This window comes from Candidatus Avelusimicrobium fimicolum, assembly GCF_021632165.1.
In the GTDB taxonomy this organism is placed as follows: Bacteria; Elusimicrobiota; Elusimicrobia; order Elusimicrobiales; family Elusimicrobiaceae; genus Avelusimicrobium; species Avelusimicrobium fimicola.
Window position 1 is genome coordinate 1 of record NZ_JAJWTS010000010.1, and the last position, 26473, is coordinate 26473.

27 protein-coding genes and 1 tRNA gene are annotated in these 26473 nt (G+C 47.3%); 13 read left to right on the forward strand and 15 right to left on the reverse strand.

Translation table 11 applies throughout. From position 1 onward, the window contains the following. Nucleotides 1-399: 399 nt before the first annotated feature. A tRNA-Gly gene (locus tag ACQY2K_RS04835) sits at nt 400-473 on the reverse strand. A 60-nt stretch (nt 474-533) separates the two neighbouring features. After that, nucleotides 534-1439 carry a hypothetical protein gene (locus ACQY2K_RS04840; RefSeq protein WP_428040954.1) on the reverse strand — a complete coding sequence of 302 codons (906 nt, stop codon included), beginning with the start codon at nt 1437-1439 and terminating at the stop codon, nt 534-536. 48 nt (nt 1440-1487) lie between these two features. Between ACQY2K_RS04840 and ACQY2K_RS04845 the strand changes: the two genes are divergently transcribed. Both ACQY2K_RS04845 and ACQY2K_RS04850 read left to right on the forward strand, forming a co-directional pair. Then, a complete protein-coding gene (locus tag ACQY2K_RS04845; RefSeq protein WP_177746515.1) occupies nt 1488-1904 on the forward strand; it encodes a secondary thiamine-phosphate synthase enzyme YjbQ in 417 nt (138 codons plus the stop codon). 1 nt (nt 1905) lies between these two features. Next, nucleotides 1906-2292 (forward strand): YbgC/FadM family acyl-CoA thioesterase, encoded by a 387-nt coding sequence (locus tag ACQY2K_RS04850; protein WP_177746517.1) that lies wholly within the window; start codon nt 1906-1908, stop codon nt 2290-2292. 75 nt (nt 2293-2367) lie between these two features. On the opposite strand, the gene ACQY2K_RS04855 is transcribed toward ACQY2K_RS04850, so the two are convergent. From ACQY2K_RS04855 to pheS, 3 genes are read right to left on the reverse strand one after another with little or no spacing between them, the layout of a single operon-like run. After that, entirely contained in the window at nt 2368-2628 is a 261-nt protein-coding gene (locus ACQY2K_RS04855; protein ID WP_428040955.1) for a hypothetical protein, read from the reverse strand. A gap of 1 nt (nt 2629) precedes the next feature. Then, nucleotides 2630-5014 carry a phenylalanine--tRNA ligase subunit beta gene (gene pheT / locus ACQY2K_RS04860; protein WP_428040956.1) on the reverse strand — a complete coding sequence of 795 codons (2385 nt, stop codon included), beginning with the start codon at nt 5012-5014 and terminating at the stop codon, nt 2630-2632. 9 nt (nt 5015-5023) lie between these two features. After that, nucleotides 5024-6064, reverse strand: a complete 1041-nt coding sequence (gene pheS / locus ACQY2K_RS04865) for a phenylalanine--tRNA ligase subunit alpha (protein WP_177746523.1) — start codon at nt 6062-6064, stop codon at nt 5024-5026. Nucleotides 6065-6362: 298 nt separating this feature from the next. On the opposite strand from pheS, the gene ACQY2K_RS04870 reads away from it, so the two are divergent. Genes ACQY2K_RS04870 through ACQY2K_RS04890 form a run of 5 tightly spaced genes read left to right on the forward strand, consistent with a single transcriptional unit; the run spans nt 6363 to nt 10114 of the window. Further along, a complete protein-coding gene (locus ACQY2K_RS04870) occupies nt 6363-6650 on the forward strand; it encodes a hypothetical protein (protein WP_428037627.1) in 288 nt (95 codons plus the stop codon). Nucleotides 6651-6654: 4 nt separating this feature from the next. Further along, nucleotides 6655-7902 (forward strand): replication-associated recombination protein A, encoded by a 1248-nt coding sequence (locus ACQY2K_RS04875; protein ID WP_428040957.1) that lies wholly within the window; start codon nt 6655-6657, stop codon nt 7900-7902. Then, complete coding sequence (gene xseA / locus ACQY2K_RS04880; RefSeq protein WP_428040958.1) at nt 7903-9108, forward strand: exodeoxyribonuclease VII large subunit; 1206 nt, start codon at nt 7903-7905, stop codon at nt 9106-9108. It abuts the gene before it with no gap. Between the two features lie 6 nt (nt 9109-9114). Then, nucleotides 9115-9360, forward strand: a complete 246-nt coding sequence (gene xseB, locus ACQY2K_RS04885) for an exodeoxyribonuclease VII small subunit (RefSeq protein ID WP_177746531.1) — start codon at nt 9115-9117, stop codon at nt 9358-9360. Next, the gene (locus ACQY2K_RS04890) at nt 9350-10114 is read left to right on the forward strand and encodes a TlyA family RNA methyltransferase (protein ID WP_428040959.1); all 765 of its coding nucleotides are present in this window, start codon (nt 9350-9352) and stop codon (nt 10112-10114) included. The genes xseB and ACQY2K_RS04890 overlap by 11 nt, the downstream gene beginning before the upstream one ends. 129 nt (nt 10115-10243) lie before the next feature. Here the strand turns inward: ACQY2K_RS04890 and rpsI are convergent, their stop codons facing one another. The 8 genes from rpsI to nifU form a co-directional block, all read right to left on the reverse strand. Next, the gene (gene rpsI, locus ACQY2K_RS04895; protein WP_177746535.1) at nt 10244-10639 is read right to left on the reverse strand and encodes a 30S ribosomal protein S9; all 396 of its coding nucleotides are present in this window, start codon (nt 10637-10639) and stop codon (nt 10244-10246) included. Nucleotides 10640-10654: 15 nt separating this feature from the next. Next, a complete protein-coding gene (gene rplM / locus ACQY2K_RS04900) occupies nt 10655-11080 on the reverse strand; it encodes a 50S ribosomal protein L13 (RefSeq protein WP_428037951.1) in 426 nt (141 codons plus the stop codon). Nucleotides 11081-11194: 114 nt separating this feature from the next. Beyond that, complete coding sequence (dusB, locus tag ACQY2K_RS04905; protein WP_428040960.1) at nt 11195-12175, reverse strand: tRNA dihydrouridine synthase DusB; 981 nt, start codon at nt 12173-12175, stop codon at nt 11195-11197. Next, nucleotides 12172-13665 carry a bifunctional metallophosphatase/5'-nucleotidase gene (locus ACQY2K_RS04910; protein WP_428040961.1) on the reverse strand — a complete coding sequence of 498 codons (1494 nt, stop codon included), beginning with the start codon at nt 13663-13665 and terminating at the stop codon, nt 12172-12174. Before ACQY2K_RS04910 ends, dusB begins: the two co-directional genes overlap by 4 nt. 1 nt (nt 13666) lies before the next feature. After that, complete coding sequence (locus ACQY2K_RS04915) at nt 13667-15133, reverse strand: bifunctional metallophosphatase/5'-nucleotidase (RefSeq protein WP_428040962.1); 1467 nt, start codon at nt 15131-15133, stop codon at nt 13667-13669. A 65-nt stretch (nt 15134-15198) separates the two neighbouring features. Further along, entirely contained in the window at nt 15199-16641 is a 1443-nt protein-coding gene (locus ACQY2K_RS04920; RefSeq protein WP_428040963.1) for a bifunctional metallophosphatase/5'-nucleotidase, read from the reverse strand. A 46-nt stretch (nt 16642-16687) separates the two neighbouring features. After that, on the reverse strand, nt 16688-17857 hold the full coding sequence (nifS, locus tag ACQY2K_RS04925) for a cysteine desulfurase NifS (protein WP_428040964.1): 1170 nt from the start codon (nt 17855-17857) through the stop codon (nt 16688-16690). A 1-nt stretch (nt 17858) separates the two neighbouring features. After that, nucleotides 17859-18704 carry a Fe-S cluster assembly protein NifU gene (gene nifU / locus ACQY2K_RS04930; RefSeq protein WP_428040965.1) on the reverse strand — a complete coding sequence of 282 codons (846 nt, stop codon included), beginning with the start codon at nt 18702-18704 and terminating at the stop codon, nt 17859-17861. 111 nt (nt 18705-18815) lie between these two features. Between nifU and ACQY2K_RS04935 the strand changes: the two genes are divergently transcribed. The 6 genes from ACQY2K_RS04935 to ACQY2K_RS04960 all read left to right on the forward strand — a co-directional run bounded on the left by ACQY2K_RS04935 (nt 18816) and on the right by ACQY2K_RS04960 (nt 24560). Next, complete coding sequence (locus tag ACQY2K_RS04935) at nt 18816-19646, forward strand: NAD(+)/NADH kinase (RefSeq protein ID WP_428040966.1); 831 nt, start codon at nt 18816-18818, stop codon at nt 19644-19646. Then, nucleotides 19646-21304: a DNA repair protein RecN gene (gene recN / locus ACQY2K_RS04940; RefSeq protein ID WP_428040967.1), complete on the forward strand. Its 1659-nt coding sequence runs from the start codon at nt 19646-19648 to the stop codon at nt 21302-21304. The genes ACQY2K_RS04935 and recN overlap by 1 nt, the downstream gene beginning before the upstream one ends. Then, nucleotides 21288-21587, forward strand: a complete 300-nt coding sequence (locus ACQY2K_RS04945; protein WP_177746555.1) for a hypothetical protein — start codon at nt 21288-21290, stop codon at nt 21585-21587. The genes recN and ACQY2K_RS04945 overlap by 17 nt, the downstream gene beginning before the upstream one ends. Nucleotides 21588-21721: 134 nt before the next feature. Next, the gene (locus ACQY2K_RS04950) at nt 21722-22066 is read left to right on the forward strand and encodes a hypothetical protein (protein ID WP_177746557.1); all 345 of its coding nucleotides are present in this window, start codon (nt 21722-21724) and stop codon (nt 22064-22066) included. A 53-nt stretch (nt 22067-22119) separates the two neighbouring features. Next, entirely contained in the window at nt 22120-23457 is a 1338-nt protein-coding gene (locus ACQY2K_RS04955) for an outer membrane beta-barrel protein (protein WP_428040968.1), read from the forward strand. Next, nucleotides 23457-24560 carry a glycerate kinase gene (locus tag ACQY2K_RS04960; protein WP_428040969.1) on the forward strand — a complete coding sequence of 368 codons (1104 nt, stop codon included), beginning with the start codon at nt 23457-23459 and terminating at the stop codon, nt 24558-24560. Before ACQY2K_RS04955 ends, ACQY2K_RS04960 begins: the two co-directional genes overlap by 1 nt. On the opposite strand, the gene ACQY2K_RS04965 is transcribed toward ACQY2K_RS04960, so the two are convergent. Beyond that, entirely contained in the window at nt 24555-25193 is a 639-nt protein-coding gene (locus ACQY2K_RS04965; RefSeq protein WP_428040970.1) for a type IV pilin protein, read from the reverse strand. The two genes, ACQY2K_RS04960 and ACQY2K_RS04965, sit on opposite strands and share 6 nt — an antisense overlap. A 602-nt stretch (nt 25194-25795) precedes the next feature. Continuing rightward, nucleotides 25796-26446, reverse strand: coding sequence for an HAD family hydrolase (locus ACQY2K_RS04970; protein ID WP_428040971.1), 651 nt, complete (start codon nt 26444-26446; stop codon nt 25796-25798). Nucleotides 26447-26473: the final 27 nt, after the last annotated feature.

Consider the following 26473-nt stretch of genomic DNA (forward strand, 5'->3'; position numbering starts at 1 on the left):
CAAAACGGCCTTTTATACACATTTTTATACGGCAGATACATCCGGGTATATCCACAGCGAATTATCAAAATTTTAACAAAAAAAAAAAACGAAACAACCCCTTCATGAACAACTGACAAAAAGACAACGACAAAAACGACAGAGCCCGTATAACAACACTTCGGGATGACAAAATAAGGACGTCGTCCTGAACTCGTTTCAGGACCTACCGCTTGGGTAATTTGCCGCTAGGTCCAACAACAACAAACAAAAACACAATAGGTAGATCCTGAACTAAATTCAGGATGACCTCTTGTTTCATAAAGGCATCATCCCCGACTAATTTTTTGGGAATATGAAGAAAAGAAAAAAGCAAGATATAAAAAACCAAAAGCCCCGGATTAAACCGGGGCTTTTAAATGGAGCGGGCGAAGAGAATCGAACTCTCGTCTCAACCTTGGCAAGGTCGCGTTCTACCATTGAACCACGCCCGCATAAATCTGTTTACCTTCAACAATAAAATTATAACAAATTTTTTACGTTGTGTACAATATTTATTTTTTTCGGGATGTTTTTTGTGCTTTTCCCGTCGTAGAATTTCCGCCCAACAAAATAGTTGCTATCGGCTTTAAGTAAGTATTTTGCTCCACCGCTTTGCGGATATAGGGGTTTCCTTGCAAGGCTTTTAAATGCGGATTTGATGCAATAATGCGGGCGGCTTCCTGCGGGCGGTCGCGGAAATATTTAACGGCCTTGCTGATAAGCAAATAACTCATAAAACGGCTGTTTGCCACCGCCAGTACCATCGGTTCGCTGGCAAGCACCTGTTTGACGGTTTCGCTATCAAAAAATTCCGACATCGCATTTGGGTCCTCGCTAAACGCCAGCAGAAGTTGCGGGTCCTCCAACAAAGGAGCCACGTCCGGGCGGGCTAAAAAGGCCTTACACATCTTATCGTTAGCCAACAGATAACGCATCAAATCGGGGTCTGCTAAATTAGATGAAAAATTGGTCGTAAGTGCCCACGGAGCCGCGCCGATAATTTCGTAACTCTTAGGAGTAAACGCTTTAAAATTAAAACGGCTGATAATCGGCAATGTGGAGCCTAAGTTACTTACGGCTACGTTGCGGTCCTGACCCTCTTGCAGTTGCACATACGTTACCCCGGTGTTGGGATTAAACTCGGTATTCGCCGCCGCCAATCCCTTTACTTGGTTGGGGTCCAAGGCCGCCGTTAAGTTATCGGCTCTTTTTTGGGCAGATAAAATAATCACTATCGTAATTAACACCAACGCCACCACACCTATCCCCACACCCAACAAGAGCGTGTCCTGTGTGCGTTTTTCAGTTGTAGCGGCCGACTGGGCCTTGGCCGCCCCCTGCGGGTTTTGGGCCGCTTGTTTTTTTTGGTGATACTTGGCGGGATTACGCAGTAAATCCATTAATTCTTCTTTCTTCATAACATACGGCCGTTCTGCCGGACCTCCATATCAAGTATAATTTATTATATGAAATCTTATACCCAATATCTAACTGTTTGTACGGAAAAACATTACGAAATCGTAAATATCACGCCGCAAGTAGAGGAAGCATTGGCTAAAAGCGGCATAAAAGAAGGCTTGTGCCTTGTTAATTCTATGCACATTACATCCAGTGTATTTATCAACGATAACGAACGCGGCCTGCACGCAGATTTTTTACGCTGGACGGAAAAACTGGCCCCCTACGGGGTTGATAAATACCAACACAATTTGACCGGAGAAGACAATGGCGACGCGCATTTAAAGCGCACCCTGCTCGGACGCGAGGTCGTGGTGGCGGTTACGGACGGACATCTGGATTTCGGCCCGTGGGAAACTATTTTTTACGGAGAATTTGACGGACAAAGAAACAAACGGATTTTGATTAAAATTATTGGAGAATAAAATGAAAAAAACTATTTTTTATCACGATACAGACTGTGGAAATGTAGTCTATTACGCCAACTACTTAAAATATTTTGAAGAAGCGCGCACCCTCTATATGGCGGAAAAAGGTTTTTCCGTGCCCGCGCTTATTGAACGCGGATTGTACTTTGTGGTAGCCCGGCAGGAAGTGGAATACAAATATTCCGTACGTTACGCGGATGTAATTGACGTATCCACCAAAGTATTGGAGGTGTCGGACATTAAGATTGTGTTTGAAAACCTCATTACCAACCAAGACGGCCGTTTATGCACCAAGGGAAAAACCACACTGGTTTGTGTAAATAAAAACGGAATGCCTACTCCGATGGGGGCAGACGTAAAAGCCGCGATGATGCCCGCCGCATAAATCTTTTTCAGCCAGACAAAAACGGAACGCCCGGTATGGAGCGTTCCGTTTTTTAAATCTACCGCTTAGGCCACACTAAACGATGTTTTCCTCGTGTTCTTTGGCCTTTGCAATTTCTTTATCCAACCGGGAGGATAATCGTTTTAGAACCGTTTGCGTGTTCTTTTTCCACTCTTTCAGTTCGCGCAATTCGGCTTCCGTATTTTTTAATTTTTCCAAGCCGTCCTCTAAGGTGCGCACCCGCGCCTTTAACGCGCCGTTCTCGCCCTGCAATTCCTTCTGCCGGGCGAGTATTTGCGACGTTAAAAGTTCCAGTTGTTTTAATTTTTCCTGCATATTACCGCAGTTCCGCTCCCACTTGCACGCGCAACTGTTCCACAATGCGGTTAAACGCGTCGTCCGTTTCCTTGTCTTTCAAGGTACGTTCTTTATTGGAAAAGGCTAAACTGAACGTTACGCTTTTTTTGCCCGCAGGCAAATGTTCGCCTTGATACAAATCAATCAAGTGGTACGAAAGGTCCACATCAAGCGGTGTTTTTTCAAGCGCGCTGATAATATCCGCATAAGATTTTTCTTCATCCACCACAACCGACAAGTCGCGCAAAGACGGCGGAAATACCGCCACCGCTTTGGCCGGCTTAAAATCTTGCGCGGAAAAAGCCTTTTCAATCAGTTTCGTGGCAAACTCAAAGCCCCATACTTCGGGAGTTTTAATGCCGCAAGCCTTTAACGCAAGCGGATGAAATTTGCCAAACAAGCCGATTGCCTTGCCGCCCAGCATAATATCCATACAAATTTTGGGGTGCATATATACCGGGGCTTTTTTGGACGGAACCAAAGTTACCCCCTCCACGTCGGCCAACACCGCCTGCATCAGGCCTTTTAACCAATAAAAATCTACCGGTTTTTCCGCCCCTCCAAAGAATTTTTCCTGCTCCAAAGTTCCCGTTAAAACGCCGGACACCGCATACCCTTCCACCGGAAAGCCCTTAATAGATTGGAAAGTTTTGGTCGTTTCAAACAAGGCTAAATTAGTATTGCCAAAGCGGAAATTGCTCTCCACATTTTTGAGCAAAGAAGGCAACAAAGTCGGGCGCAAATAATCCCACCCTTGGGCCAAGGCATTTTTAATTTTAATGCAAAACTTGGGGTCAAAACCAAAAGTTTTGAGTTCTTTTTCTCCTAAGAAATCAATATTTTTACACTCGCAGAAACCCGCCCCAATTAACGCAGAGGCATATTTTTTGCCTAAATCAATCCCTTTTGGATTATCGGCAAACATCAGGCTGGCTTTTGTTTCACTTACGGGAATCATATCATAGCCCGCAAATCTGGCGGCTTCTTCTGCCAAGTCCCATTTGTGGTTCAAGTCCCGGCGGTGCGTAGGGGCTTTAAAAGTCCATTTTTCGCCGTCCGCGTGAAATTCAGCCGCCAAGCGGCCGAAGATTTCTTTTAAGCGCTCATCGCTAATCTGCGTGCCTAAAATGCCGTTAATTTCCGCCGGAGTAAACACAACCGTCGGGTTTTCGTATTTAACGGGATAAACATCGTTGATTTCGCTGGGAGTACCACCGCAAATTTGTACAAACAAATCGCTCGCGCGGCGCATTGCCGTCATAGCCCCTTCAATATCCGTTCCGCGTTCAAAGCGTTGGGAGGAATCGGACGAAATGGCAAATTTTTTGACTGTTTTGTTCACGGTAGGCGGGTTGAAATAAGCGGCTTCCAGAAAAATATCTTTCGTATCGTCCTTAATACCGCTGTCTTTTCCGCCCATAATACCCGCCAAAGCGGTTGCCTTTTTGTTGTCGGCAATCATCAGGCAGTTGGCGTTTAACGTCAGTTCGCGCCCGCCCAATACGGTAAACTTTTCCCCTTCTTCCGCGTTACGGACGATAACGGTGTCGCCCTCCACTTCGCGCAAATCAAACGCGTGGAGCGGATTGCCCAGTTCAAACATCACATAATTTGTTACATCCACAAGCGCATTTTTGGGGTTCAGCCCCATCGCAGCCAAACGGCTTTTGAGCCACTCGGGCGATTCGGCATTTTTTACCCCGCGGATAACGCGCCCGATATAGCGCGGGCAGGCTTCGGCGTTTTTAATTTCCACATTTAATGCTTTTCCTTCGCCGGGCAAATCTTTAATAGCGGGCATTTTAACGGGCTTATTTAACAGCGCCGCCAGTTCACGCGCCACCCCCAGGTGGGAGAGCAAATCGGGGCGGTTTGATGTAATTTCCAAATCAAACAAAGAATCCGCTTTGCCATAGAGGGAGGCAACATCCGTGCCCAATTCCAAATTTTCATCCAACTCCAAAATTCCGTGTGCGCGGGTATGGGTTAAACCTAATTCGTCAGAAGAACAAATCATCCCCTCGGACGGAACACCGCGAAGCACCACCGGTTTCATTACCATTTTACCCACGCGGGCTCCCAAGAGTGCAAGCGGCACTTTTTGTCCGATGGCCACGTTTGGCGCGCCGCACACCACGCGCTGTGTTTTTCCACCGCCCAAGTCCAGTGTTACCAAGTGCAAATGGTCGGAATTGGGGTGGTCCTCTATTTTGATGATTTGGGCCACACGGACCCCTTCAAAATCTGCCCCTGTCTTTTCCACAGAAGCCACTTCAATACCAAGGTCGGTCAGTTTTTTTACTAATTCCTCGGGGGTTAAATCAATATCAATAAAATCTTTGAGCCAAGAATACAAAATTTTCATAATCTGTCCTTAAAATTGTTTTAATACGCGCAAGTCGTTTTCATAAAATGTGCGGATATCTTTAATGTTCAGCATCATCATAGCCAAGCGTTCCACACCCATACCAAAGGCGTATCCGCTAAACTGTTCCGGGTCAATGCCGCAGTTTTTAAGCACGTTGGGGTGAACCACACCCGCACCCAGCATTTCAATCCAGCCGCTGCCTTTGCACACATTACACCCTTTTCCTTGGCAGAAAACGCACTTTACGTCAACCTCTACACTAGGTTCCGTAAACGGAAAGAACGAGGGGCGGAAGCGGATTTCGGCCTTGTTGCCAAAAAGCCCTTTCATAAAGGCGGTTAAATCGCTTTTAAGGCTGGCCATACTCACATTTTTATCCACATACAAGCCTTCAATTTGGTGAAATACGGGGCTGTGTGTAGCGTCCAAACTGTCGTTTCTAAATACGCGGCCGGGGGCCATAATGCGAAGCGGCGGTTTGTGTTTTTCCATATACCGGCTTTGCACGTTAGAGGTATGTGTGCGCAAGACAAGAGGCATTTTTCCGTCCACAAAGAAAGTATCCTGTGCATCACGCGCCGGGTGGTGCAGCGGGATATTCAGCAAATCAAAGTTATGCTTTTCGTCCTCCACCCAAGGCCCTTCGGCCCACTCAAAACCCAAACGGGAAAGAATATCCGTCATACGGTCCTGCGCCACGGAAAGCGGGTGGCGGTGGCCTTTGGCCACGGGGTAGCCGGGAAGGGTTAAATCTAAGGTAACTTTATTTAATTCGTCATTAATTTGTTTAGCAGTAAAAAATTCGGTTTTTTCGTCAAGCGCGGCAGACAAGGCGGCTTTCAAAGCGTTGCCCAAGGGACCGGCTTGTTTCTTTTCTTCAATGGAAAAATCTTTTAAGCCTTTTAAAAGTTCCGTTAATGCGCCTTTGCGCCCGAGGGCCGCAACGCGCAATTCTTCCACGGCGGCTAAATCGGCCGCTTGGCTGATTTTTGTTTTATAGTCCTGCTCAATAGCAGAGCAGGCTTGTTGAAATTCGGTAATAGTCATATATCTTATTATAGTATTTTAGGCGGCTGTATAGGGAAAATAAAGAGGAATTTTAAAGCCGTTTTTCCCGTTTGTCCGTTTCTGCTCCCCTTGCCTTGTTTATAAGAGGCGGTTTTGGCGGGGTAATATTTTGATTTGTTTGAGCCACAGGCGAGTTATAAAATACCCACCAAAACCTGCATTTTATAAGGCGTTGGGCAACGAGTATTTTTGGTTCTTTTTCTACGATTAGAAAAAGAGCATCTAAACTTTGCTTCTTTTTGCACAAAAAAGAAGGAAAAAAGTAAAATAAACTTATATGGCCAAAGAGATTGTTCAAGTAGAAATAAAGCGTATCCCGCTGGATATAGAAACCACCGAACTGGGGGCTGTGGAACTGACGGACCTGGCGGCGACGGTGGAAAAATATATGCAAGGATTAGACGAAATAGATACGCTCAAACAAGCCCTTATTACCGCGCTGCACTTTGCGGCAGTGGCATATTTACAACGCCAAAATGACGGCGGAAAACGCAAGGAAGAAGAATCGCGCGTGGACGATTTGATTGTAAAATTACAATCCGCCTTGAACGCTAACCATAAATAATTTTATGCAAGAAAACGAAAATATCCCGCTGGCCGCGCGCCAGGCGCCCAAAACATTAGAGGAATTTGCCGGACAGCCGCATCTATTAGGTCCGGGCAAAATGCTTCGCCGCCTGTTGGAAGCGGATATGATTAAATCCGCCGTATTTTTCGGCCCGCCCGGCTGCGGCAAAACAGCCACCGCACGCTATATAGCCTCACGCACGCAATCATACACGGTAGAACTAAACGCGGCGGCAGCCGGTGTAGCAGACATCAAAAAAGTGTTGGCGGAAGCCAAAGAACGCGCCCGCACCCCCTCTTTTGACCAAAAGCGCACTTTGGTTATTTTGGACGAAATTCATCATTTTAACAAAACACAGCAGGATGTTCTGTTGCCTTCCGTGGAACGGGGAGATATTATTTTAATCGGCATTACAACCGAAAACCCTTATTTTTACATTAACACCGCGCTGTTATCCCGTTTTTCCGTTTTTGAATTTAAAGCATTGGGCGAAAAAGATTTGCTTAAAATTTTAACGCGTGCCGCCGAGAAAGAAAACGCACAAATCGCTCCGGATGCCGCGGAATACTTTATCACCCAAGCCAACGGCGACAGCCGAAAAATGCTAAATGCCGCCGAATTGGCGTTCGTTACCACCGAACCGGGCGAGGATAAAACAAAGCACATTACTTTGGAAATTGCGCAAGAGTGCATCCAGCGCCGCCACTTAAATTATGATAAAAAAGGCGACGAGCATTACGATATCATTTCCGCTTTTATTAAATCTATGCGCGGTTCTGACCCGGACGCCGCCGTGTATTGGTTGGCACGTATGCTGGAAAGCGGCGAAGACCCGCGCTTTATTGCCCGCCGTATTTTAATTTGTGCGAGTGAAGACGTAGGGTTGGCTGAACCGGCCGCGCTGATGATTGCGCAATCCGCCTTTCAAGCGGCAGAAGAATTGGGAATGCCCGAAGTGCGTATTCCCTTGGCCCACGCGGCTATTTATGTGGCCTGTTGTCCCAAAAGCAACTCTGCTTACCTGGCTATCAATGCCGCCTTACAAGAAGTGCGCGAAGGCAAATACCGCCCAGTGCCGGATAATCTGCGTTCCGGCGGAAAAAACAACGGCTACAAATACGCCCACGATTACCCCAATCATTATGTCCGGCAACTTTATATGCCCAGCCCAATGAAATTTTTTACTCCCGGCATATTGGGCAAAGAAGCCGCACTCATTGAGCGGCTCAAAAAAATCAAAGGAGAATAAATGGAACCGGAAGCCCCTTTTAGAGGACAGGTCTTTACCGTTACCGCCATTACGCTTGCCGTTAAGCAAACTTTGGAGGGAGTCTTCCGCGATATTTTTGTAGAGGGCGAAATCAGCAATTTGCGCGAAGCCGCCAGCGGACACGTTTACTTTGATTTAAAAGACAGGGAAGCATTGTTGTCTGCTGTTATGTTCAAGTGGGACGCGCGCAAATTTACGGGCGAACTGCAAGAAGGCTTGCAGGTGCGCGTATGGGGCAGCCTTTCCTGCTATGCCAAACAGGGCCGCTACCAAATTGTTGTAAAAACCGTGGAAGCGTTAGCCAAGGGAAACCTCTATTTAGAATTTGAAAAATTAAAAAAGAAGTTGGAAGCAGAGGGCCTTTTCGCCCCCGAACATAAAAAACCGATTCCCGCGTATCCGCAAAGAATTGGCGTTGTAACTTCGCCCACGGGTGCGGCAGTACGGGATATTTTATCCGTTTTAAAGCGCCGCAGTCCGCATTTAGAAATTTTAATAGCCCCGGTACTGGTACAAGGGGACGAAGCCGCCCCGCAAATTGCCCAAGCCATCGCCGATTTGAACCGCTTTAAGCCCGCATTAGATGTGTTGTTGGTGGGGCGCGGAGGCGGAAGTATAGAAGATTTATGGGCATTTAACGAAGAAACCGTCGCCCGGGCTATTTTTAAAAGCAAAATTCCGGTCATTTCGTGTGTGGGGCACGAGGTAGATTTTACGATTGCCGATTTCGTGGCCGATTTGCGCGCGCCCACTCCGTCAGCCGCGGCCGAACTGGTGGTAAAAAATTCCCAAAATACGCAAGATTATATAAAACAGTTGCAAAAGCGGCTGTTGCAATCTGTCAGTTTATTTTACGAACGCGCCAAACGCAGATATGACTTGTGCGCAAACAGCCGCGTGTTCGTTCACCCGGAAACTATTACGCAAAGCAAAGAACAAGATTTAGATGAATTAAATGCGCGTTTAGAAAATGCCTGGAAGGAAAAATTAAATAACTTTTCGCACCGCTTTAAACTAGCCCAAGGCCAACTGGCGGCATTAGGGCCGCAGGCCGTGTTAAAACGCGGTTACAGCATTACGCGCAAGCAGGACGGCTCCGTCATCAGCCGGGTGCACCAAACCGCCCCGGGCGAAACCGTATATATTCAAGTACAGGACGGTATGATTCATACCACTGTTAAGTGAGGATTTATGACAAAATTTAATTTTGAAAAACAACTCTCCCGCTTGGAAGAAATCGTCGCCAAGTTAGAAGAAGAACAAACCGATTTGGACGCCTCCGTCAAACTGTTTGAAGAGGGAGTAACCCTTTCAAAAGAACTTTCACAAAAATTAGAAACGGTTAAATTTAAAGTGGAAGAACTAAAAAAGAAGGGGGCCGAAATGATGACCGAGCCCTTTAACACGGAACTCGCCGAGGACGAAAATGGCAAATAAAAAATTACGTCTGGATATGGCCTTGGTAGAACAGGGATTTTTTCAAAGCCGCAACCGCGCGCAGGCTTCCATTATGGCTGGCGAAATATTGGTAAACGGTGAAATTGACACCCGCGCCGACCGCACCATTTTGCCCGAAGATAAAATTTCTATTAAAGAAAAATCTTGCCCGTATGTATCACGCGGCGGACTAAAACTGGCAGGAGCCTTAAAACATTGGAACATTGATATTAAAAACAAAGTGTGCGTGGATATCGGTGTGGCAACAGGCGGATTTAGCGACTGTATGATTCAGACCGGAGCCAAAGAAGTTTACGGCGTGGACGTAGGAAAGGGACAACTGGCCGACGAAATGCGCCGTTACAAAAATTTCCACTTTAAGCCCGAAACTAATGCCCGCTATATGACGGCAGATTTGTTTGATTCGGCCCCGCAATTTGCGGCGGTAGATGTTTCTTTTATTTCGCTTACAATGATTATGGAGCCTCTTTTTAAGGTAATGGCGCCGCAAAGCGAAATTGTCCTTTTAATTAAACCTCAATTTGAACTCACCCCCAAACAGGTGCCGCACGGCATTGTAAAAACCGAAGAAAACCGCCAACTGGCCATTAAGCGCGTACAAGATTTTTTTAATGAACAGTTAAAAGAAAAATACGGCGGTGTTTGCGGCGAAGTGATAGAAAGCCCGATTAAAGGCACACACGGCAATACCGAATACCTGTGGCATATCACGCTGAACAAACCGCACCCTTAGCACGGCCCGCCCCCACTTGGGGAGAACAACAATAAATATCCCCCGCTTACTATTTCTCTGTACACGAAAACCCCCGCTCCAAAGAGCGGGGGTTTTGTAAAACATTTCCTGCAAGTTTCCAGCCAACGATTAACGTTTGGAGAACTGGAAGCGTTTGCGGGCACCGGGCTGACCGGGTTTCTTTCTTTCAACCATACGCGGGTCGCGGGTAAGATAACCGGCCTTTTTGACGGCTTTTTTAAGATCTTCGCTCATTGCGGCGATAGAGCGCGCAATCGCGTGGCGCAAAGCACCTGCCTGGGAGGACACACCACCGCCCACTACTTTGGCGGTAACGTCGTATTCTTTTTCCAGGTTGGTAACCACGAGCGGGGCCTTAACGGCAGATTTGCAGCGGGCGTGGTTGCCGAAGTATTCATCCAAAGATTTGGCGTTTACGGTAATAACCCCTTTACCCTTTAAAAGTTCAACTTGGGCGACGGAGGTTTTTCTTCTTCCGGTTTTGAGTTCTTTCGTATTGTTCATAAATTTCTATCCCTCTTATTTACCAAAGCGTTCGGTGAAAGCGTGTTCTTCGCCAGCAAACAAGCGCAAGCGTTTCATTCTGGGCGCGCGAAGTTTGTTTTCGTCCAACATTCTTTTAACGGCCAGTTCCAAAACTCTGGTGGGGTTGTTTTCCAACACTCTTTTGACCGGGGTTTCTTTACCACCCTTGGCATAGCCGGAGTGGGAGAAGTAAACCTTTTGTTCCATTTTTTTACCGGTCAATTTGATTTTGCCGGCATTGGTAACGACGACGAAATCGCCGCAGTCCATATTGGGCGTATAGGTCTTTTTGTGTTTACCCATAAGCAAGACGGCAATTTGGGTAGCCAATCTGCCCAGGGTCTGGCCCGTGGCGTCAATGTGATGCCATTTGCGGGTGGTTTCCACTTCCTTTACGGAAGGCAAAAAAGTTTTTGTCATAATTTTGTTTCTACCTTTTGTAATTAATGCGCAGCGGAGTGGTTGGCCGCTGTCTTAATGACTCGTGGTTTCCTATATATTATATCAAAATGTACAAGATTTTACGGGATTTTTTTATGCACGCAGGCGGGCCAGGGTTTCCGCAAATAACTTTTCAATATCTGCCAAGGTATCCAGCCGCACAAAAAGGCCGCGCATTTCCGAGGCGTTGGGGAAATCCTTTATCCAATATCCGGCTGTTTTCCGGCTGCGGTTTACACCAATGCGTTCGCCGTAATAAGAAACATTTTCGCGGATGAGGTTCAAATAAATTTCAAGCCGCTTTGCAGGCGAATTACTAACGGGTGCTTTGCCTTCAAAAGCATTAATAATGTCTTGAAAGATAAACGGATTGCCAATGGCTCCGCGCCCAATCATTACCCCGGCGCATCCGGCTTGTAAAAATTTTTTTGCTGTTTCGGCCGTCAATACTCCACCGTTGCCGATAACAGGTATTTTAACTGTTGCGCACGCTTCGGCAACCGCCCCGATATTCGGCTCTCCGCTGTGCACGTCCACCGCTGCACGCGCGTGCAAAGTAACCGCCGCACAGCCACAATTTTCGGCCAATTTAGCAAGGCGCACTCCCAGCAATTCCTTGTGCGTTAACGCAATGCGTGTTTTGAGTGTTACCGGTATTTTAACGCTTTTGACGGCGGCTTCCAGCAACCTGCCCAATTTTGCTTCATCTTTCATCAAAACACAGCCGGCTCCCGCTTTATTAATTTTTTTAACGGGACATCCTGCATTTAAATCTACTATATCGGCTCCGCAGGCTTCGGCATTTTTGGCCGCCTCGGCAATCGTAGTTTCATCTGACCCGAAAATCTGCATAGAAACCGGGTGCTCTTTGGGGTTTATCCGCAACATCTTGCCGCTTTTTTCGTTACCATAGTGCAAGGCGTGCGCGGACACCATTTCCGCACACACAAGTCCTGCCCCGCCTTTTAAACAGAGCACGCGGAAGGGCGAATCTGTAATACCGGCCATCGGGGCTAAAATTAAATTGTTGGGAACGGTAAAGGACCCTATTTTTAAAGGACGGATTAGGCTCATTTTACTTTCTTCCAGCGACCCAATTTGGGCAGTTCAACCGTTTTTTGGCGGACCAAACAGGAGCGCATAATTTGGCGTGCTTCCACAAAGGTATTTTTAAATTCCAGCGAATCAATAAAGCCGTCGTGTCCAAAACCGCCCGCCAACACATGGTCCGTAACAGCAAAGCGGTATGTTTCGCGCGGATTAACCGTGCGTCCGTTTTTTTCAAGCACTACTTGGCGGATTTTTTTGCCCTCTTGCGTAACCGCATACGACACCGTAAACCCCGCCACTTGCGGGAAATTATCCTTGGCATTTAAAGAATCTTCCAATGCTTTTAAAAAGGCCGCGCCTTTAATAGTAATAAAGGTAATATTATCACCATACGGATATGTTTTATACAAATCATATTCCGTTACCCGGCCCTCGGGCAACGCGTTGCGGATAGAGTCCGAATTGATAATTGCGCCGTCCAGTTTGGACCATTTGTATAAACACTGGGCTAACAAATCCCCTAGCGGAGACTCCGCCGTCAGCGAGGTTGCCACCGGCTGAGGCATATCGGCTACGCGGGCATTCATTTTTTTGCGGGTATCCGCGCGCAACGCCGCGGCACGGGAGGCAATTTCTTCATCCTCGCCAAACTCTTCCTTAAACAAAGGGATATCTTCAAATTTTACTTCGCGCACTTGTTTGTTTTTATCAAACAACAGGCGGATATGCCCGATACTATCCAACTTGGAGCCGGGATAGACGATAAAGGTATTATTGACGGTATCGGTTTCGGCGTTTTCGCGGTCCTTATTGGCACTTAAAATAAGCCCCAAATGTTCCACCTCTCCGGCCAAAGAAGCATCACTGACTCCGTCCTTTTGTTCCTCGCCGAGCGCGCTTAATACAATGATAAAATCAACACCTTTTTCCCGCAAAAGAGATGCCATATCCTTGGCTATTTGTACCGGGTCCTGCGCGGTTAAACCCAACAAACGGCCTTTATTTTTATTAATAGCCTGTGGGTCAATTAAACCAAAAATGCCGATTTTTATACCGTCCACCGTACGAATTTGATAATCGTGCATAGGCCACGGAATTTTGCCCTCCAACTTCAAATTGGAAACGATAAAAGGATAAGGCAATTCGCGCACAGTATTGCGCAAGGACGGCCAACCGTAAACCAAGTCTTTATCACTTACAGACCCGGCTGTATAAGGGATGGTTTTGGTCAGTTCGGCCACATATGCACCCTTGGTCAAATTTCCCTCCGGCGCAGAGCCGAACCAGTTGCCGCCGTCAAACAGCAAATACGGGGCGGGGCGGGTTTGCAAGAAATTTTTTAGCACCGCATATCCGCCCGCTTCTTTATTTTCAAAGCGCGGCTCCATACGGGACCAATAAAATCCCTGCACATCAGCAGTATAATAAACATCCACCGGGTGCAGTTCTTCGTGCAGGCAGCCGCCTGATAAGGCGGCCGCCAGTAAAATAAAAAGAATAGACTTTACGCGCATATCAGCGTTTGATAATTCTCCCGGTTTCGGGGGCAGTTACCGGCCCCTTTTTAAGGGCGTCTTCCATTAAATCGCGGATAGTTTTATTTCCGGCTAATTTTTTGTTTTCCGCCGGAATTTGCTTAAACATCCAGCCTTCGCTCCCGCCACCGGCAATATAAGAATTGGTAACCAACGTATATTTCTTGTTGTTTTCTACGGGTTTTCCGTCTATAAACAGTTTCAGGTCTTTCACCTTTCCGCGTTTTGTTTGTTTATAAGTAATCGTCAACCCGGAATAAGTATATAAACTGCGCGGGGCAAAACCCTTTTTTACAAATTTCTTTAAAAATTTACCGTCTACCGTTACCAACGTAACCGTATTATCAAACGGATGAATTTCAATCAAATCGCGTTTTGTTACTTCCCCCTTTTTAAGGTCCACGCGCGTGCCGCCGTTGTTGTGCACGGCAATCTGCGCACCGGAATAATTGCGGAGTAAGTCGGCAATCCAGTCGTTAAGCGGGGAATCCTGGCGGTCCTTGGATAACGGAAGTTTGGACAAGGTTTCCTTGGCTTCGCCGACTACCTCATCCACCCCAGGTTCACGCAAGGAATCAACATATTCCTTCATCGCTTTATCCTCGCCCGTTTCGGCTATGATAAGCGGAACCAGTTCGGACTTGGCAGATAGCACCTTGCCCGTTTTGTCGTCCGTTTCCACGGTAATACGGCTTACGTTATTTAAATAGCAACCGCTTTCTACAAATAACGTACCGTTTACATATTTGTTTTGCAAAATGTTGTGCGCGTGCCCGCCCAACACCACCTGCACGCGGCCTTCAAAACGCTTGGCAATTTCCCCTACATAGGAGGCCACCCCGTGTTTTTCGTCTTTAAACGAATCGTGCACGATAACCACCACAAAATTGGGCTGTTGGGCTTCTACTTCCTTTAAGGCTTTTTCCAAAGCATCAAACGGTTTTCCGTAAAAATAAGACTTAGCCGGAGTAGTGGGAGTCCTGTTCGCCAAACCAATAACGGCTACTTTAATGCCATTTACATCAAAAATTTTATAGGGTTGTACAGTGGCAGGATATTTGCCCGTAGATTTATCAAAAAAGTTGGCGGCCAAAATAGCAAACTGTGCATTAGCTAAAATAGGCGCAACCGCGGCATCTTTAAAGTCAAATTCGTGGTTTCCGATAGTGGCCGCGTCGTAACCCATACGGTTCATAATTTGCACCGCCTTTAAGCCTTTGGAGTTACGGGTTTCCACCGTGCCGTTGGCAAAGTCCCCGCTGTCCAACAGCAAATAATTTTGCGGGCCTTTTTTCAGCACGGCTTCTAACGCGGCAAAACCGCCCTGTCCGTTGCGCGGAAAGAAAAAGCCGTGCACGTCGCTGGTATGATAAATCGTAGTCGTTTTAGCCAGTAAGGCTACGGGCAACAACATTGCCGCAAACAGCAAAAGCCAAGTTTTTTTCATTGGAAACCTCCTTAAAAGCAGATAATTTATCCTAACAAAAACGACGGGATGTGTTCAAGTTGCTCTTATTTTTGCCGATAGGTAATCCTGCCGGTCGGGGGCGTAAATAACTCGCCGGACGATAGCGCTTGCTCAATTAATTGGCTGACCTTTTGGTTGCCAACCTGTTTTTGGGGCAAATCCATAAACAATGCCTGTCTGGCAATATAAGAGTTCGTCCCCACGCGATAGATTTGACGCTTTTCAAGCGGTTTGCCGTTTATCTTTATTTGTAAATTTTTTACACGGTTAGGACCAATTTTATCAAAAGAAACTGTTATGCCGGAATAAGCGTATTTATTCCACGGCACAAGCCCAGATTTAATAAACTTTTTGAGAGTATAACCCGGCACTTCCATAGATATTAAAACATCGTTAAAAGGAAATAAATCAATCAGTTGGCGGCGAGTCAGCGACCCGGGCAACAAATCCATACGAGTACCACCTGTATTGTGAATAAAAATTTCCGTTTTGGTTATTTTACGTCCTTCATCTGCTAACCAATCGTCCAGTTCGCCGTCTAACGTATTAGGTAAAATCGGCTTTTTGGACAGGCGTTTGGTAATCACCGCAACCTCGTTATCAAGCCCCGGCTCCCGCAATTCTTCGGCCAGTTTAGCAACGGTTTTATCTTGTCCCACCTCGTCCACATTTAAGGAGATTAACTTCGCTTGGGCGGATAAAAATTTACCTGTTTCGTCGTCCACGTTCACCGTGATTTTGGAAACTGCTTCCAAGTGCGCCCCGCTTTCCACATACAAGGTGCTTTCTAAATATTCGTTGACTATTTTATGCGCGTGCCCGCCTAACACCACCTGCACCCGCCCGGGGAAATGCTTGGCAATTTGCCCCATATAGGGCAAAATATCGTGTTGGTAATCCACAAAAGAATCATGCACAATCACGATTAGCACGGCAGGATCTTGTTTTTCCACTTCTCGCAAGGCTTTAGACAGAGCCGTAAGCGGTTTAATAAAAGTATATTTTTGCGTGGGCTGTGAGGGGTGATTATTGGCTAGTCCGATAACCGCCACCTTTATACCGTCCACATTAAACACGCGTGCAGCCTGTACGCCTGCGGGCAAGAGTCCCGTTGCTTTTTCGCGCAAGTTAGCCGCCAAAATAGAGAATTTAGACTCTTGGATTAATGCGGTAATCCCAGCATCCTTAAAATCAAATTCATGGTTGCCGATAGTAACGGCACTATACCCCACGGCGTTCATCAGTTGCACGGCCTTGGCCCCTCGGGAGAATTTGGCTTCTGCCGTACCATTGGCAAAGTCCCCGCTGTCCAACAGAAGAAACGGTTTTTTCTCGTGGTTGATCACATTTTTTAAAGCGGCAAAACCGCCTATTTTATTTTGGGGATAAAAAAAACCGTGAGTATCGCTCGTATGAAAGATAACTAAGGTTTTGGAGGAAACAACTAATGGAAATAACAGTAATAAAATTAGCAACAGTTTTTTCATTTGACTCTCCTACATAAATAAACTGCTCCCCTAGGGAGCAGTTTATTTAAGCGGCAAAGCGCGAAAACGGCGAAATTTTACGCAGCCGTTCAATAATGGGCGGCAACTCTTTTAGCACCAGGTTAATATCGTTTTCTGTCGTTTGGTCCGAGAGCGAAAAACGGATAGAACCGTGCGCAAACTGGAACGGCACCCCCATTGCACGCAAAACGTGCGACGGCTCCAACGAGCCGGAGGTGCAGGCCGAGCCCGAAGATGCACAAATGCCAAAATCATTAAGATACATCAAAATAGATTCGCCTTCAATATAGCCAAAACTGATATTGGTGGTGTTCGGCACGCGGTTGGATACGTCTCCGTTTACCTTTACATCCGGGATAGCGGCTAAAATGCCCTGCTCCAATTTATCACGCAAGGCGGAAATTTTGGCGGGAACACCGTCCGCAAAACGCTTTTGAGCGAGTTCCGCCGCCTTAGCAATTCCCACAATGTACGGTACATTTTCCGTGCCGGCGCGGCGTTGTTTTTCCTGGTGTCCGCCCATTAAATAGGGCATAAACCGGGTGCCGCGGCGCACATAAAGCACGCCAATACCCTTAGGCCCGTGAAATTTGTGGGCAGATAAGGATAGCATATCTACACCTAAATATTGCACATCAACCGGAATTTTACCCACCGCCTGTACAGCGTCCGTATGAAAAATAGCCCCGTTCTCGTGCGCGATTTGGGCAATTTCTTTAATTGGGAAAATGGTTCCCGTTTCGCTGTTGGCAAACATTACGGAAACGATAGCGGTATCTCCGTCAATGGCTTTTTTAAATTGGTCCATATTAAAGCGGCCAAATTCATCTACGCCAATGTAATCCACGCGGTAGCCCTGCGCTTCCAAATAGCGGCACGGCTCCATAATGGCCGGGTGTTCCACAGCCGAGGTAATAATATGTTTCTTCCCCGGGAAAGAACGCACCGCGGAAAAAATAGCCGTATTGTCGCTTTCCGTCGCGCAAGATGTAAAAATAATTTCGTCCGCGTACGCGGCACCCAAAAATTCAGCCATTTGCTTGCGGGAAGCATCAATCACGTGGCGGTTGCTGCCGCCAAAAGTATGCATGCTGGATGCGTTGCCGTATTTCTCGCTAAAATAAGGAAGCATCGCTTCCACTACTTCGGGAGTGCATTGGGTTGTGGCGTTATTATCCAAATAAATCACTTTCATATTAAGCCTGTTCCACCGTCAAAGAAGGGTCCACTTTTTCTTGCAAGGCTTTTTCAATAACATGTTTGAGCGTCCCCGCCGCACCGGCGCACCCGCTGCACATACCCACCAAGCGGACCTTGACCACCGTGCCGTTTACGTCCACCAGTTCAGCAGAACCGCCGTCCATATTTAGCATCGGGCGGACGTCGATTTCCAACACTTGTTCAATTTTTCTAATTTTTTCCACAAGTGTCATTTGTGCAAAAGTTTTCGGCGCGTTTGAGGTTTCATTGGCTCCGTTTACTTTATCTAAAATCTTTTGGATTTCGCCTTTGCAACGTCCACAACCGCCGCCCGCTTTGGTAAAGTGGGTTACATCATCCACCGTTTTTAAGTGGTTGGCGCGGATAGCCTTGATAATCGTTTCTTCCGACACGTTAAAACAATGGCAGACAATCTTTTCCGACTGCTGTTCAAACACCACGGCTTTCCCGCCTTGGCGGTAACTCTTAACGGCGGCCTCTAAGGCTTCCATCCCCATTACCGAGCAGTGCATCTTTTCGGCGGGCAAAGTGCCCAGCGCGTCCGCAATATCCTGGTTAGTGATTTTGGACGCTTCGGCAATCGTTTTGCCCTTGACCATTTCCGTCAAAATAGAGGAGGAGGCAATCGCACTGGCGCAGCCAAAAGTTTCAAACTTAGCGTCTTCAATTACGTCCGTATCCTTGTTAACTTTAATCGTCAATTTGAGGGCGTCCCCGCACACCAGGCTGCCGACTTGGCCCGTACCGTCGGCGTTGGGAATGGCTCCCACGTTGCGCGGATTTTTAAAATGATCCATTACTTTTTCCGTATAGTCCCACATAGTAGGCCCCCTTTCTTTTACCTTATATGTATATTATATCATTTTGGTCTAGTGGGGCCTGCGTGCGGTAAGTCTAAAAAGGGTTATTTGTTTTTTGCTAAAATAAAAGTAATGCAATTCCGCTCCGCAGCCGTTTTTTACAACATCCGCAAAACCTCCGTCGCACCGCTGGCGCAGGAGGTACGGGATTATTTGGCCCAAAAAGGCTTGGCGGTGCGTGTTATTACGTCGCTTGATGAATTGGCGGAACACCCGGCCGATTTGCTCGTAAGTATGGGCGGAGACGGCACTATGCTTTGCTGTGCCCGCGCCGCCGCGCCGCTGCATATCCCGATTTTTGGCATTAACTGCGGGACATTGGGCTTTTTGGCCGCGTGCGAAAAAAACGATTTTAAAAATTCTTTACAGCAGTTACTGGACGGAAAATGTGCGCTCAACGAACGCTTTATGCTCCAAACCCGTTTGTTGGACCAAGACGGGCAGGTGCAAGAGTTTCTGGCATTTAACGATTGTGTGTTGCGTGCCGCCGAGCCGCGTTCTTTTTTGACACAAGCCGCTTTTAACGGAATAAAAATTCCGTCTTATTTCGGAGACGGAGTGATTGTTTCCACTCCTACCGGCTCCACAGCCTATTCGCTGGCGGCGGGCGGCCCGATTATTGAACCCGAAGTTGATGTGCTTTTAGTTACGCCTATTTGTCCGCACACCCTTAACCAACGTCCGCTTATTTTGCCAGGTAATGCCACGCTCACACTCGCGCCCACTTTCAAACAGGAAACCAGCCGCGCCCTGGCCAGCATTGACGGACAAATTAATTTATCCTTGCCGCCCGGCGCCAAATTGGAAATTACCCGCAGCCCCGTACGGGCAAAACTGCTGTGCCCGAAGGAACGCGGATTTTTTTCTATTTTAAACCGTAAACTGAATTGGGGGAACCGCTAATGCTTTCGCGTCTGCGCGTACAAAATTTTGCCATTATTTCCGATTTAACATTGGACTTTGCACCCGGCTTAAATGTTTTTTCCGGTGAAACAGGTGCCGGAAAATCTATTGTAATTGAAGCCCTGGGTTTTGCCTTAGGCGCACGCGGGGATGTATCTGTTATTAAAGACGGCGCCGACAAGATGTGCGTTACCGCCATCTTTTCCAGCGATATGCTGCCGGAAGATTTACGCAAGGAATTTCAGATTGCGGGCGACGTTTTTACCTTAAAGCGCGAACTGGACAAAAAAGGAAAAAACAAAGCCTGGGCCGACGGGCGTGCGGTAACAGTTTCCGCGCTTGCCAAAATCGGGCGCGCGTTGGTGGATTTTCACGGACAACACGAACACCAGAGTTTACTTCATCCGTCCGTACATTTATTACTTTTAGATAAATTTGCCAAACACGATGCGCTTGTTAAGCAAGTGGAAAATGCCTACCGCCAAGTACAAGCCGTACAGGCCAAGTTGGACTCCGCCCGTTTAAGCGCGCAAGAAAAAGAACAACTCTTAGATATGAGCCGCTACCAATTACAAGAAATAGAGGCGGTTAATCCTTCGGCAGAAGAAGATGCACAATTAGAGCAAACCTTACCCAAAATGAAACACGCCGGTCGGCTGTTGGAAATGGCGAGCGAAGCCTATCACGAACTGTACGATGCAGAAGATTCTGCCACCGCCCGCGCGGGCAAAGCCGCACGCGAACTGGAAAGTATGGCGGAATTAGATGAAAATTTATCCGCGCTTGCCGCCGATTTAAACAACGCACTCGTTACGTTAGAGGACGTGGCAGACACGCTTGGCTCATACAAAGATGACATTAATTTAGAGCCTGATGCCTTGGATAAAATGTTGGAACGCCACGAAAAAATCAAACGGTTAAAGGCCAAATACGGTCCGGAAATAGGCGACGTGTTAAAAACGGCGGACGAACTGCGCGAACGCATTAACAATTTGCAAAACTCCGCAGAACACGAACAGGAACTTTTGGCGGAACTGGAAAAAGGCAAAAAAGCCTTGCTTAAATTAGCCGCCGCCTTACACGAAAAGCGCTTTGCCGCTGCGCAAAAATTATCCGCCCTGCTTACGGAGCAAATCCGTCCGCTGGGCTTTAATGCGGTGCGCTTTTCCGCCGCGGTAGAAATGGACGAAGAAAACCTAGGTCCGACGGGGGCCGATAAAGTGGAATTTTTATTTTCCCCCAACCCCGGGCAAGCCCTTCGTCCGCTAAAAAATATTGCTTCCGGCGGAGAAATCTCCCGCGTAATGTTGGGCCTTAAAACCGTGTTGGCTCCTACCGTGCCGGTAATGGTATTTGATGAAGTAGATGCTGGCATAGGCGGAGAAACGGGCTGGCTCGTGGGCGAAAAACTCCACCAAGCCGCCCAAGGCCGCCAAGTGCTCTGCGTAACGCACCTGGCGCAAGTAGCCGCACAGGCAGACCATAACTTTCACGTAACCAAAAAAGCGGATAAAAATTCCACCGAGGTAACCATTATGCCCCTGCAAGGCGAAAACCTTACCGCGGAAATTGCCCGTATGCTTGGCGGAAATGCAGATAAAAATTCAGCCGCTTTTTCACACGCAGAGGAGTTGCTTAAAAATGCAAAACGCTTTTAATAAAATTACCGCCTATTTGCCACACAACTGGGTGGAATTAAACGGCTTGCGGCGTTTCTTTTTAGTGGTGTTTTATTTAACCTTGGCTATCGGCCTATATGCGGCGGTGTGTTGGGCGGGCACTTTTTTTGCTCCGGCCGGAGATTTGGCCGCCGCGTCCGCGCCGATGCGCCGTATTTACGGATTAGCCGCCCTGCAAGCCGCGTTGGCCTGCGCGGGCATACGCTTTTTTATTTTGGGTTTACAGGTATTGGACGACACCCAAAAAGCACTTACAAAATAGCCCGAATTTCCTTCTTGCGCACGACCGCACAAAAAGGTAAATTAGCGGATAGAAGGAATATCGCCGGGGGCGTGTTCTTTTGATACAATATATGTGTTGGGGGTAAATGCTCCCCTCATAAAAGGAGATACATTATGTCTAATTGCTGCAAATGTGCCAAATGGTTTCCGCACAACTGGCTGTGCTTGAAAGGCTTGTCCGTGTTGTTCCTGGTACTCTTTTATTTGGCACTTGTTTATGCTGTTTTTCAAGCGTATGCTATTTTCTCGCATCCGCAACTTTCCGGCAGTGAAATGTGGCTTGCCGCCGCGTTCTATGTCGCCAGCGATTTAGCCGCCGCCGTAGGCTTTTTGACCGTAGCCAAAGTGTTAAAAGTGCTGCGCAAAATCAAAAGTGCCGTAGCGCCGTGCTGCTGCTCTCACGAAGCACCCGCCGAAGAAGAGCATATCGCCGACGTTGTGGAAGAAGAATCCAAATAACTTATCCGGCGGTGCGCCTTGGCGTACCGCCTTTTTTATGTGAGCGAGGTTGTATGAAAAAAAGCGTATTTGCCGTTTTATGTTTATTGTGCCTGGCCTGCGCCGTGCAAGCCGAAACGATTAAAATGAAGTCCGGGGAATTTATCAGCGGGTCTATTTTATCCCAAACCGAATATACGCTTAATTTGGCTACCTCGTTTGGTACCATTACCTTAAACCAACGCGAAATTGAACAAATCTTACCCGACAAACACCGCATTATTTTAAAAGGCGGCACCCAGTTGGTCGGCGTGATTTTAGACTTAGACGAATTTAACCTCAAATTACAAACCGACGACGGCGCCACCGTAAACGTGGATATGCCGCAAATTGTATCTATTGAAGCCTACGATTACGACCGCGGACAAAACGCTCAAAAAGAATTTGTAGAAAAAACACAGCAAGTCCAGCAGGCCAAAGAGGAAGCCAAACAAGCGGCCGCCGCCAAAGGTGCAACCCCCGTAGTGGAAGCCGCCGGAGGACTTACGTTTGACTCCGACATTGACCAAGTGTTTGCCGCGCAAAAGGCCACTGTTGTCAACGGCTCCGTTGTTACGCCTTCCGCCACTGTTACCCAAGCCGCACCCAAATTGCTGACGGACGAAGAAGCCTTTATAAAAGGGGTAAAAACAGGCGCTGTCAGCCAAACAGATTTTGCCAAAGCGGCTAAGGAAGAATTAAATAAAAAGAAAGTAGTTCAGCCGGCAGTAAAAACGGCGGATAAACCGCGCGAAAAAGATTTTTCCAAATATTTTGCTATTCAGGCGGGGGCAATGCCGCTTGATTTAAAACTGGATAATTCCGCCCGCGACGGCGACGACGCACAAGACGATTCTATTGATGTAGGCGGCACAAGTGCGGCAGTATCCAGCAAATTTTTATGGCGCGTAAAAGAGAGCAATTTGTGGGCGGGTCCTGTTTTGGGTATTGCTAATATAGCCAATGCTTCCTTTGCAGACAAAGACCCTGCCGTACAAGCCGCCAACGCGGCGGACATGTCCGCCGGGCGCGAGCCTTCTTACCCTGACCCGACCGTAAGAACCAGCGGACAAATTCTTACGTTAGGCGCCACCGCCAACTATTATTTAAATCCCAACAGCCGCTTTGTTTTTTATGTAACCGCTTCGGCTATGTATGAAATGCTGACCTTAAACTACCGCGGCGAAATGCAAAGCAACTCCATTAAATCAAACGGCTTTGCAGGCGGCGCAGGTGTGGGCGTGGAAACGTGGGTGGACGATATTATGCTCGGCTTAGAAGCGCGCCAAATATTTGCCCCACGCAGCGGCGAACTGAAAAACTCTGCCGCCTCCAATACGGTGATACAAGCGCAATTCAGTTGGAAATTTTAATGAAAATTCTTGTTTTGCCTAACGCGTTTAAAGGGTCTTTAAGCGCAGTAAAAGCGGCGCAAATACTGACGCGTACTTTGCAAAAAAAGCACGAGGTGCGCGCGCTCCCGGTATCGGACGGCGGGGACGGATTTATAGATTTTTTTAAAACCTTGGACCCGCACGCCAAAACCATTTCACTAACCGCCAAAAATGCTTTCTTAAAAAATCAAAAGACTTCTTTTTTACTGCTTTCCGATAAAAAAACTGCTGTGGTGGAAACCGCCCGGGTTTGCGGTTTAGGCAGAGCAAAAAAAGAGGAACTGGACCCGTTGGGTGCGTCCTCTTTCGGTGTAGGACAGGTGTTGTCCAAAGCCGTCCAATCCGGTGCAAAAATTATTTATGTAGGGTTAGGAGGAGTAGCCTGCAACGACGGCGGCGCCGGTATGTCCGCAGCGTGCGGTGCAAAATTATATGACAAAAACGGGGAGGAACTTCCGCTGGGAGCCGAACCTCTTTTGCGCGTAAAACGCATAGATTTGTCGGCCTTACAGAAAAATTTTGCGGGCGTAAAAATATACGGCGTAGCCGACGTCACCAACCCATTGTTAGGCCCCAAAAGTTCAGCCAAGGTTTTCGGCCCACAGAAAGGAGCATCTCCCGAACAGGTCAAAGTGCTGGATAAAGCAATGGACGCGTGGGCCAAGGCTCTTGCTGCGGCAGGGGCAACAAATCCCGCCCGTGCCGCCAGTACCGCCGCGGCCGGCGCCATTGCATCAGGGCTATACTCCTGTTTCGGTGCGCAATTAATTTTAGGGGCAGATTTTTTGTTTCAAAAAGCGGGGTTGGAAAAATTTTTTCCGTGGGCGGACCTTATTATTACCAGTGAGGGAAAATTAGACAAGCAAACTTTTTACGGAAAAGCCCCTCTGGCGGTACTCCAACTGGCGCACAAATATAAAAAACCCGTTCTCTTTATTTGCGGAAAACTGGATGAAAAGGCTCTTGTCCGCCAAAAACTCGTCCCCCAGCAAATAGCAGTGCTAACCGACTTCGCCCCAGACGAAACTTGTGCGCAACTACACGCTGAAAAATACCTAAAACAAATTGCCCAAAATTTATAAATTAAGGCTCTTGCACAAGGCTACGCCCTCGTCGGTTTTTCCCGTACACTCAATTTGGTTGGGCTTGGAAGAGTGTTCAAAATAAACATCTACCTTAACAATTTTATCAGAAGAATAATCAAAAGAAACTCTATGCCCTATCGGATTGCCGACAGGACCCACAATGTTATCAAAAATGGTATTTTTGCAGTTCATTATACTGGTGTCAGGGGGAGTGGAAATAGTGCAACCGCTTTTGGAATAATCAATATCCAACGAATACAAATCCCCGGTATAGGTTCCATTGGCTAAATAATAAATTTCCTGGGCCTTGCGGATATTAAACGCAATTTGCAGAGCATTGGTCAGGCGCGCTTTGTGCACGGCACGCTGGTATTGTGGTAACGCCGCCCCCGCCAAAATACCAATAATGAGGACAACTACTAATAATTCTATAAGGGTAAAGCCACGGCTAACAACCCACGATGTAGATCCTGAACTAAATTCAGGATGACCTTCTTTTTTCATATAGTCGTCATCCCATAGTGTCTTTATACGGGATCTGTCGTTGCCGTTGTTGTTTTTGTTGTCATTCCCGAGTGCAGTAGTCGGGGATGACGGCAAAAAACGCCAATTTTTATCAAACCCTTTCATTTTTTCTCCTATTAAAACCTTTATATTTGGGCAAAACAGCCTTTTATACGCATTTTTATACAGCGGATACATCCGGGTACAACCAACGCGGAATATCAAAATTTTAACAAAAAAAAAAACGAAACAACCCCTTTACAATAAACGGCGAAACGACAAAGACAAAAACAACATTTTTTGCCGTCATCCCAAATTGCCGCCCATACCGCTAGGCGGCACCCCGTAGTGTTTCTGTACGGGGTCTATTGATAGATTTCAGGATCTACTGATTGGGTAGTTAGTTGTTGTCGTCATCCTGGAATGTCGTAGTCCAGGATCTGTTGTTATAAAACAAGGAATAGACTCTGGAACACTCCGCGCCGACAAACCTTCCAGTATGTCCTTTTAAATAACAACCACTACCCATAAGGTAATTCTGAACCAAGTGCAGAATGACCTCTAATGTTAGAACAACACTTTCCATAACCCTGCGGGCCGACAAACTTTCCGGGAGATAACTCCACCAAACGAAAGCCATTATCTATTAATTGCACGCCAAAAATAGGCCACAAAAAACTCCGCAGATTTCAACCTGCGGAGTTTTTTATGCCGTGTAAAACAAAGGGCTACATCACCATATCTAAAATTTCTTGGGGATTTTCGGTCAGGTAGTCCGGCTGATATCCGGCCAGAACCCCGCGCGTACGGAAGCCCCACAACACTCCGCAAACGCGGACACCCGCATTTTTGGCGGTCTGCATATCCACGTCCGAATCGCCCACATACAACACATCTTCGCGCGCGCAACCCGCCGCAAACAAAATATCGTTTACAATGGTCGGGTCCGGCTTTACAGGTATGCCCTCGCGCTGGCCCAAAACCGCCGTAAAATGAATTTCCGGGAAGAAATATTTTACCAAACGCTCCGTGGCGCTTTGGTATTTGTTGGACGCCACCGCCAATTTGATGCCGCGTTTTTGCAGGGAAGATAACAACTCCGCCATACCCGTATAAGGGAGCGTATTATCAGCCAAATGTTTATCGTAATATTCAAAAAAGACCGGGCGGATTTTAGCCATATACTCCGGGGTTTTGCACCCCTCCGGCAAAGCGCGCTCCAACAATTTGCCCACTCCGTTTCCCACAAAACTTTGGCACTCCGTTTGCGAGCGCACGGGAAGTCCCAGCGCTGCCAAGGCGTGATTGGCTGCGGCAGCCAAGTCCGCAATGGTATTTAAAAGAGTACCGTCCAAATCAAAAATCACCAACTGCTTCATATAAACTCCTTACAAAAGTTACCCGCC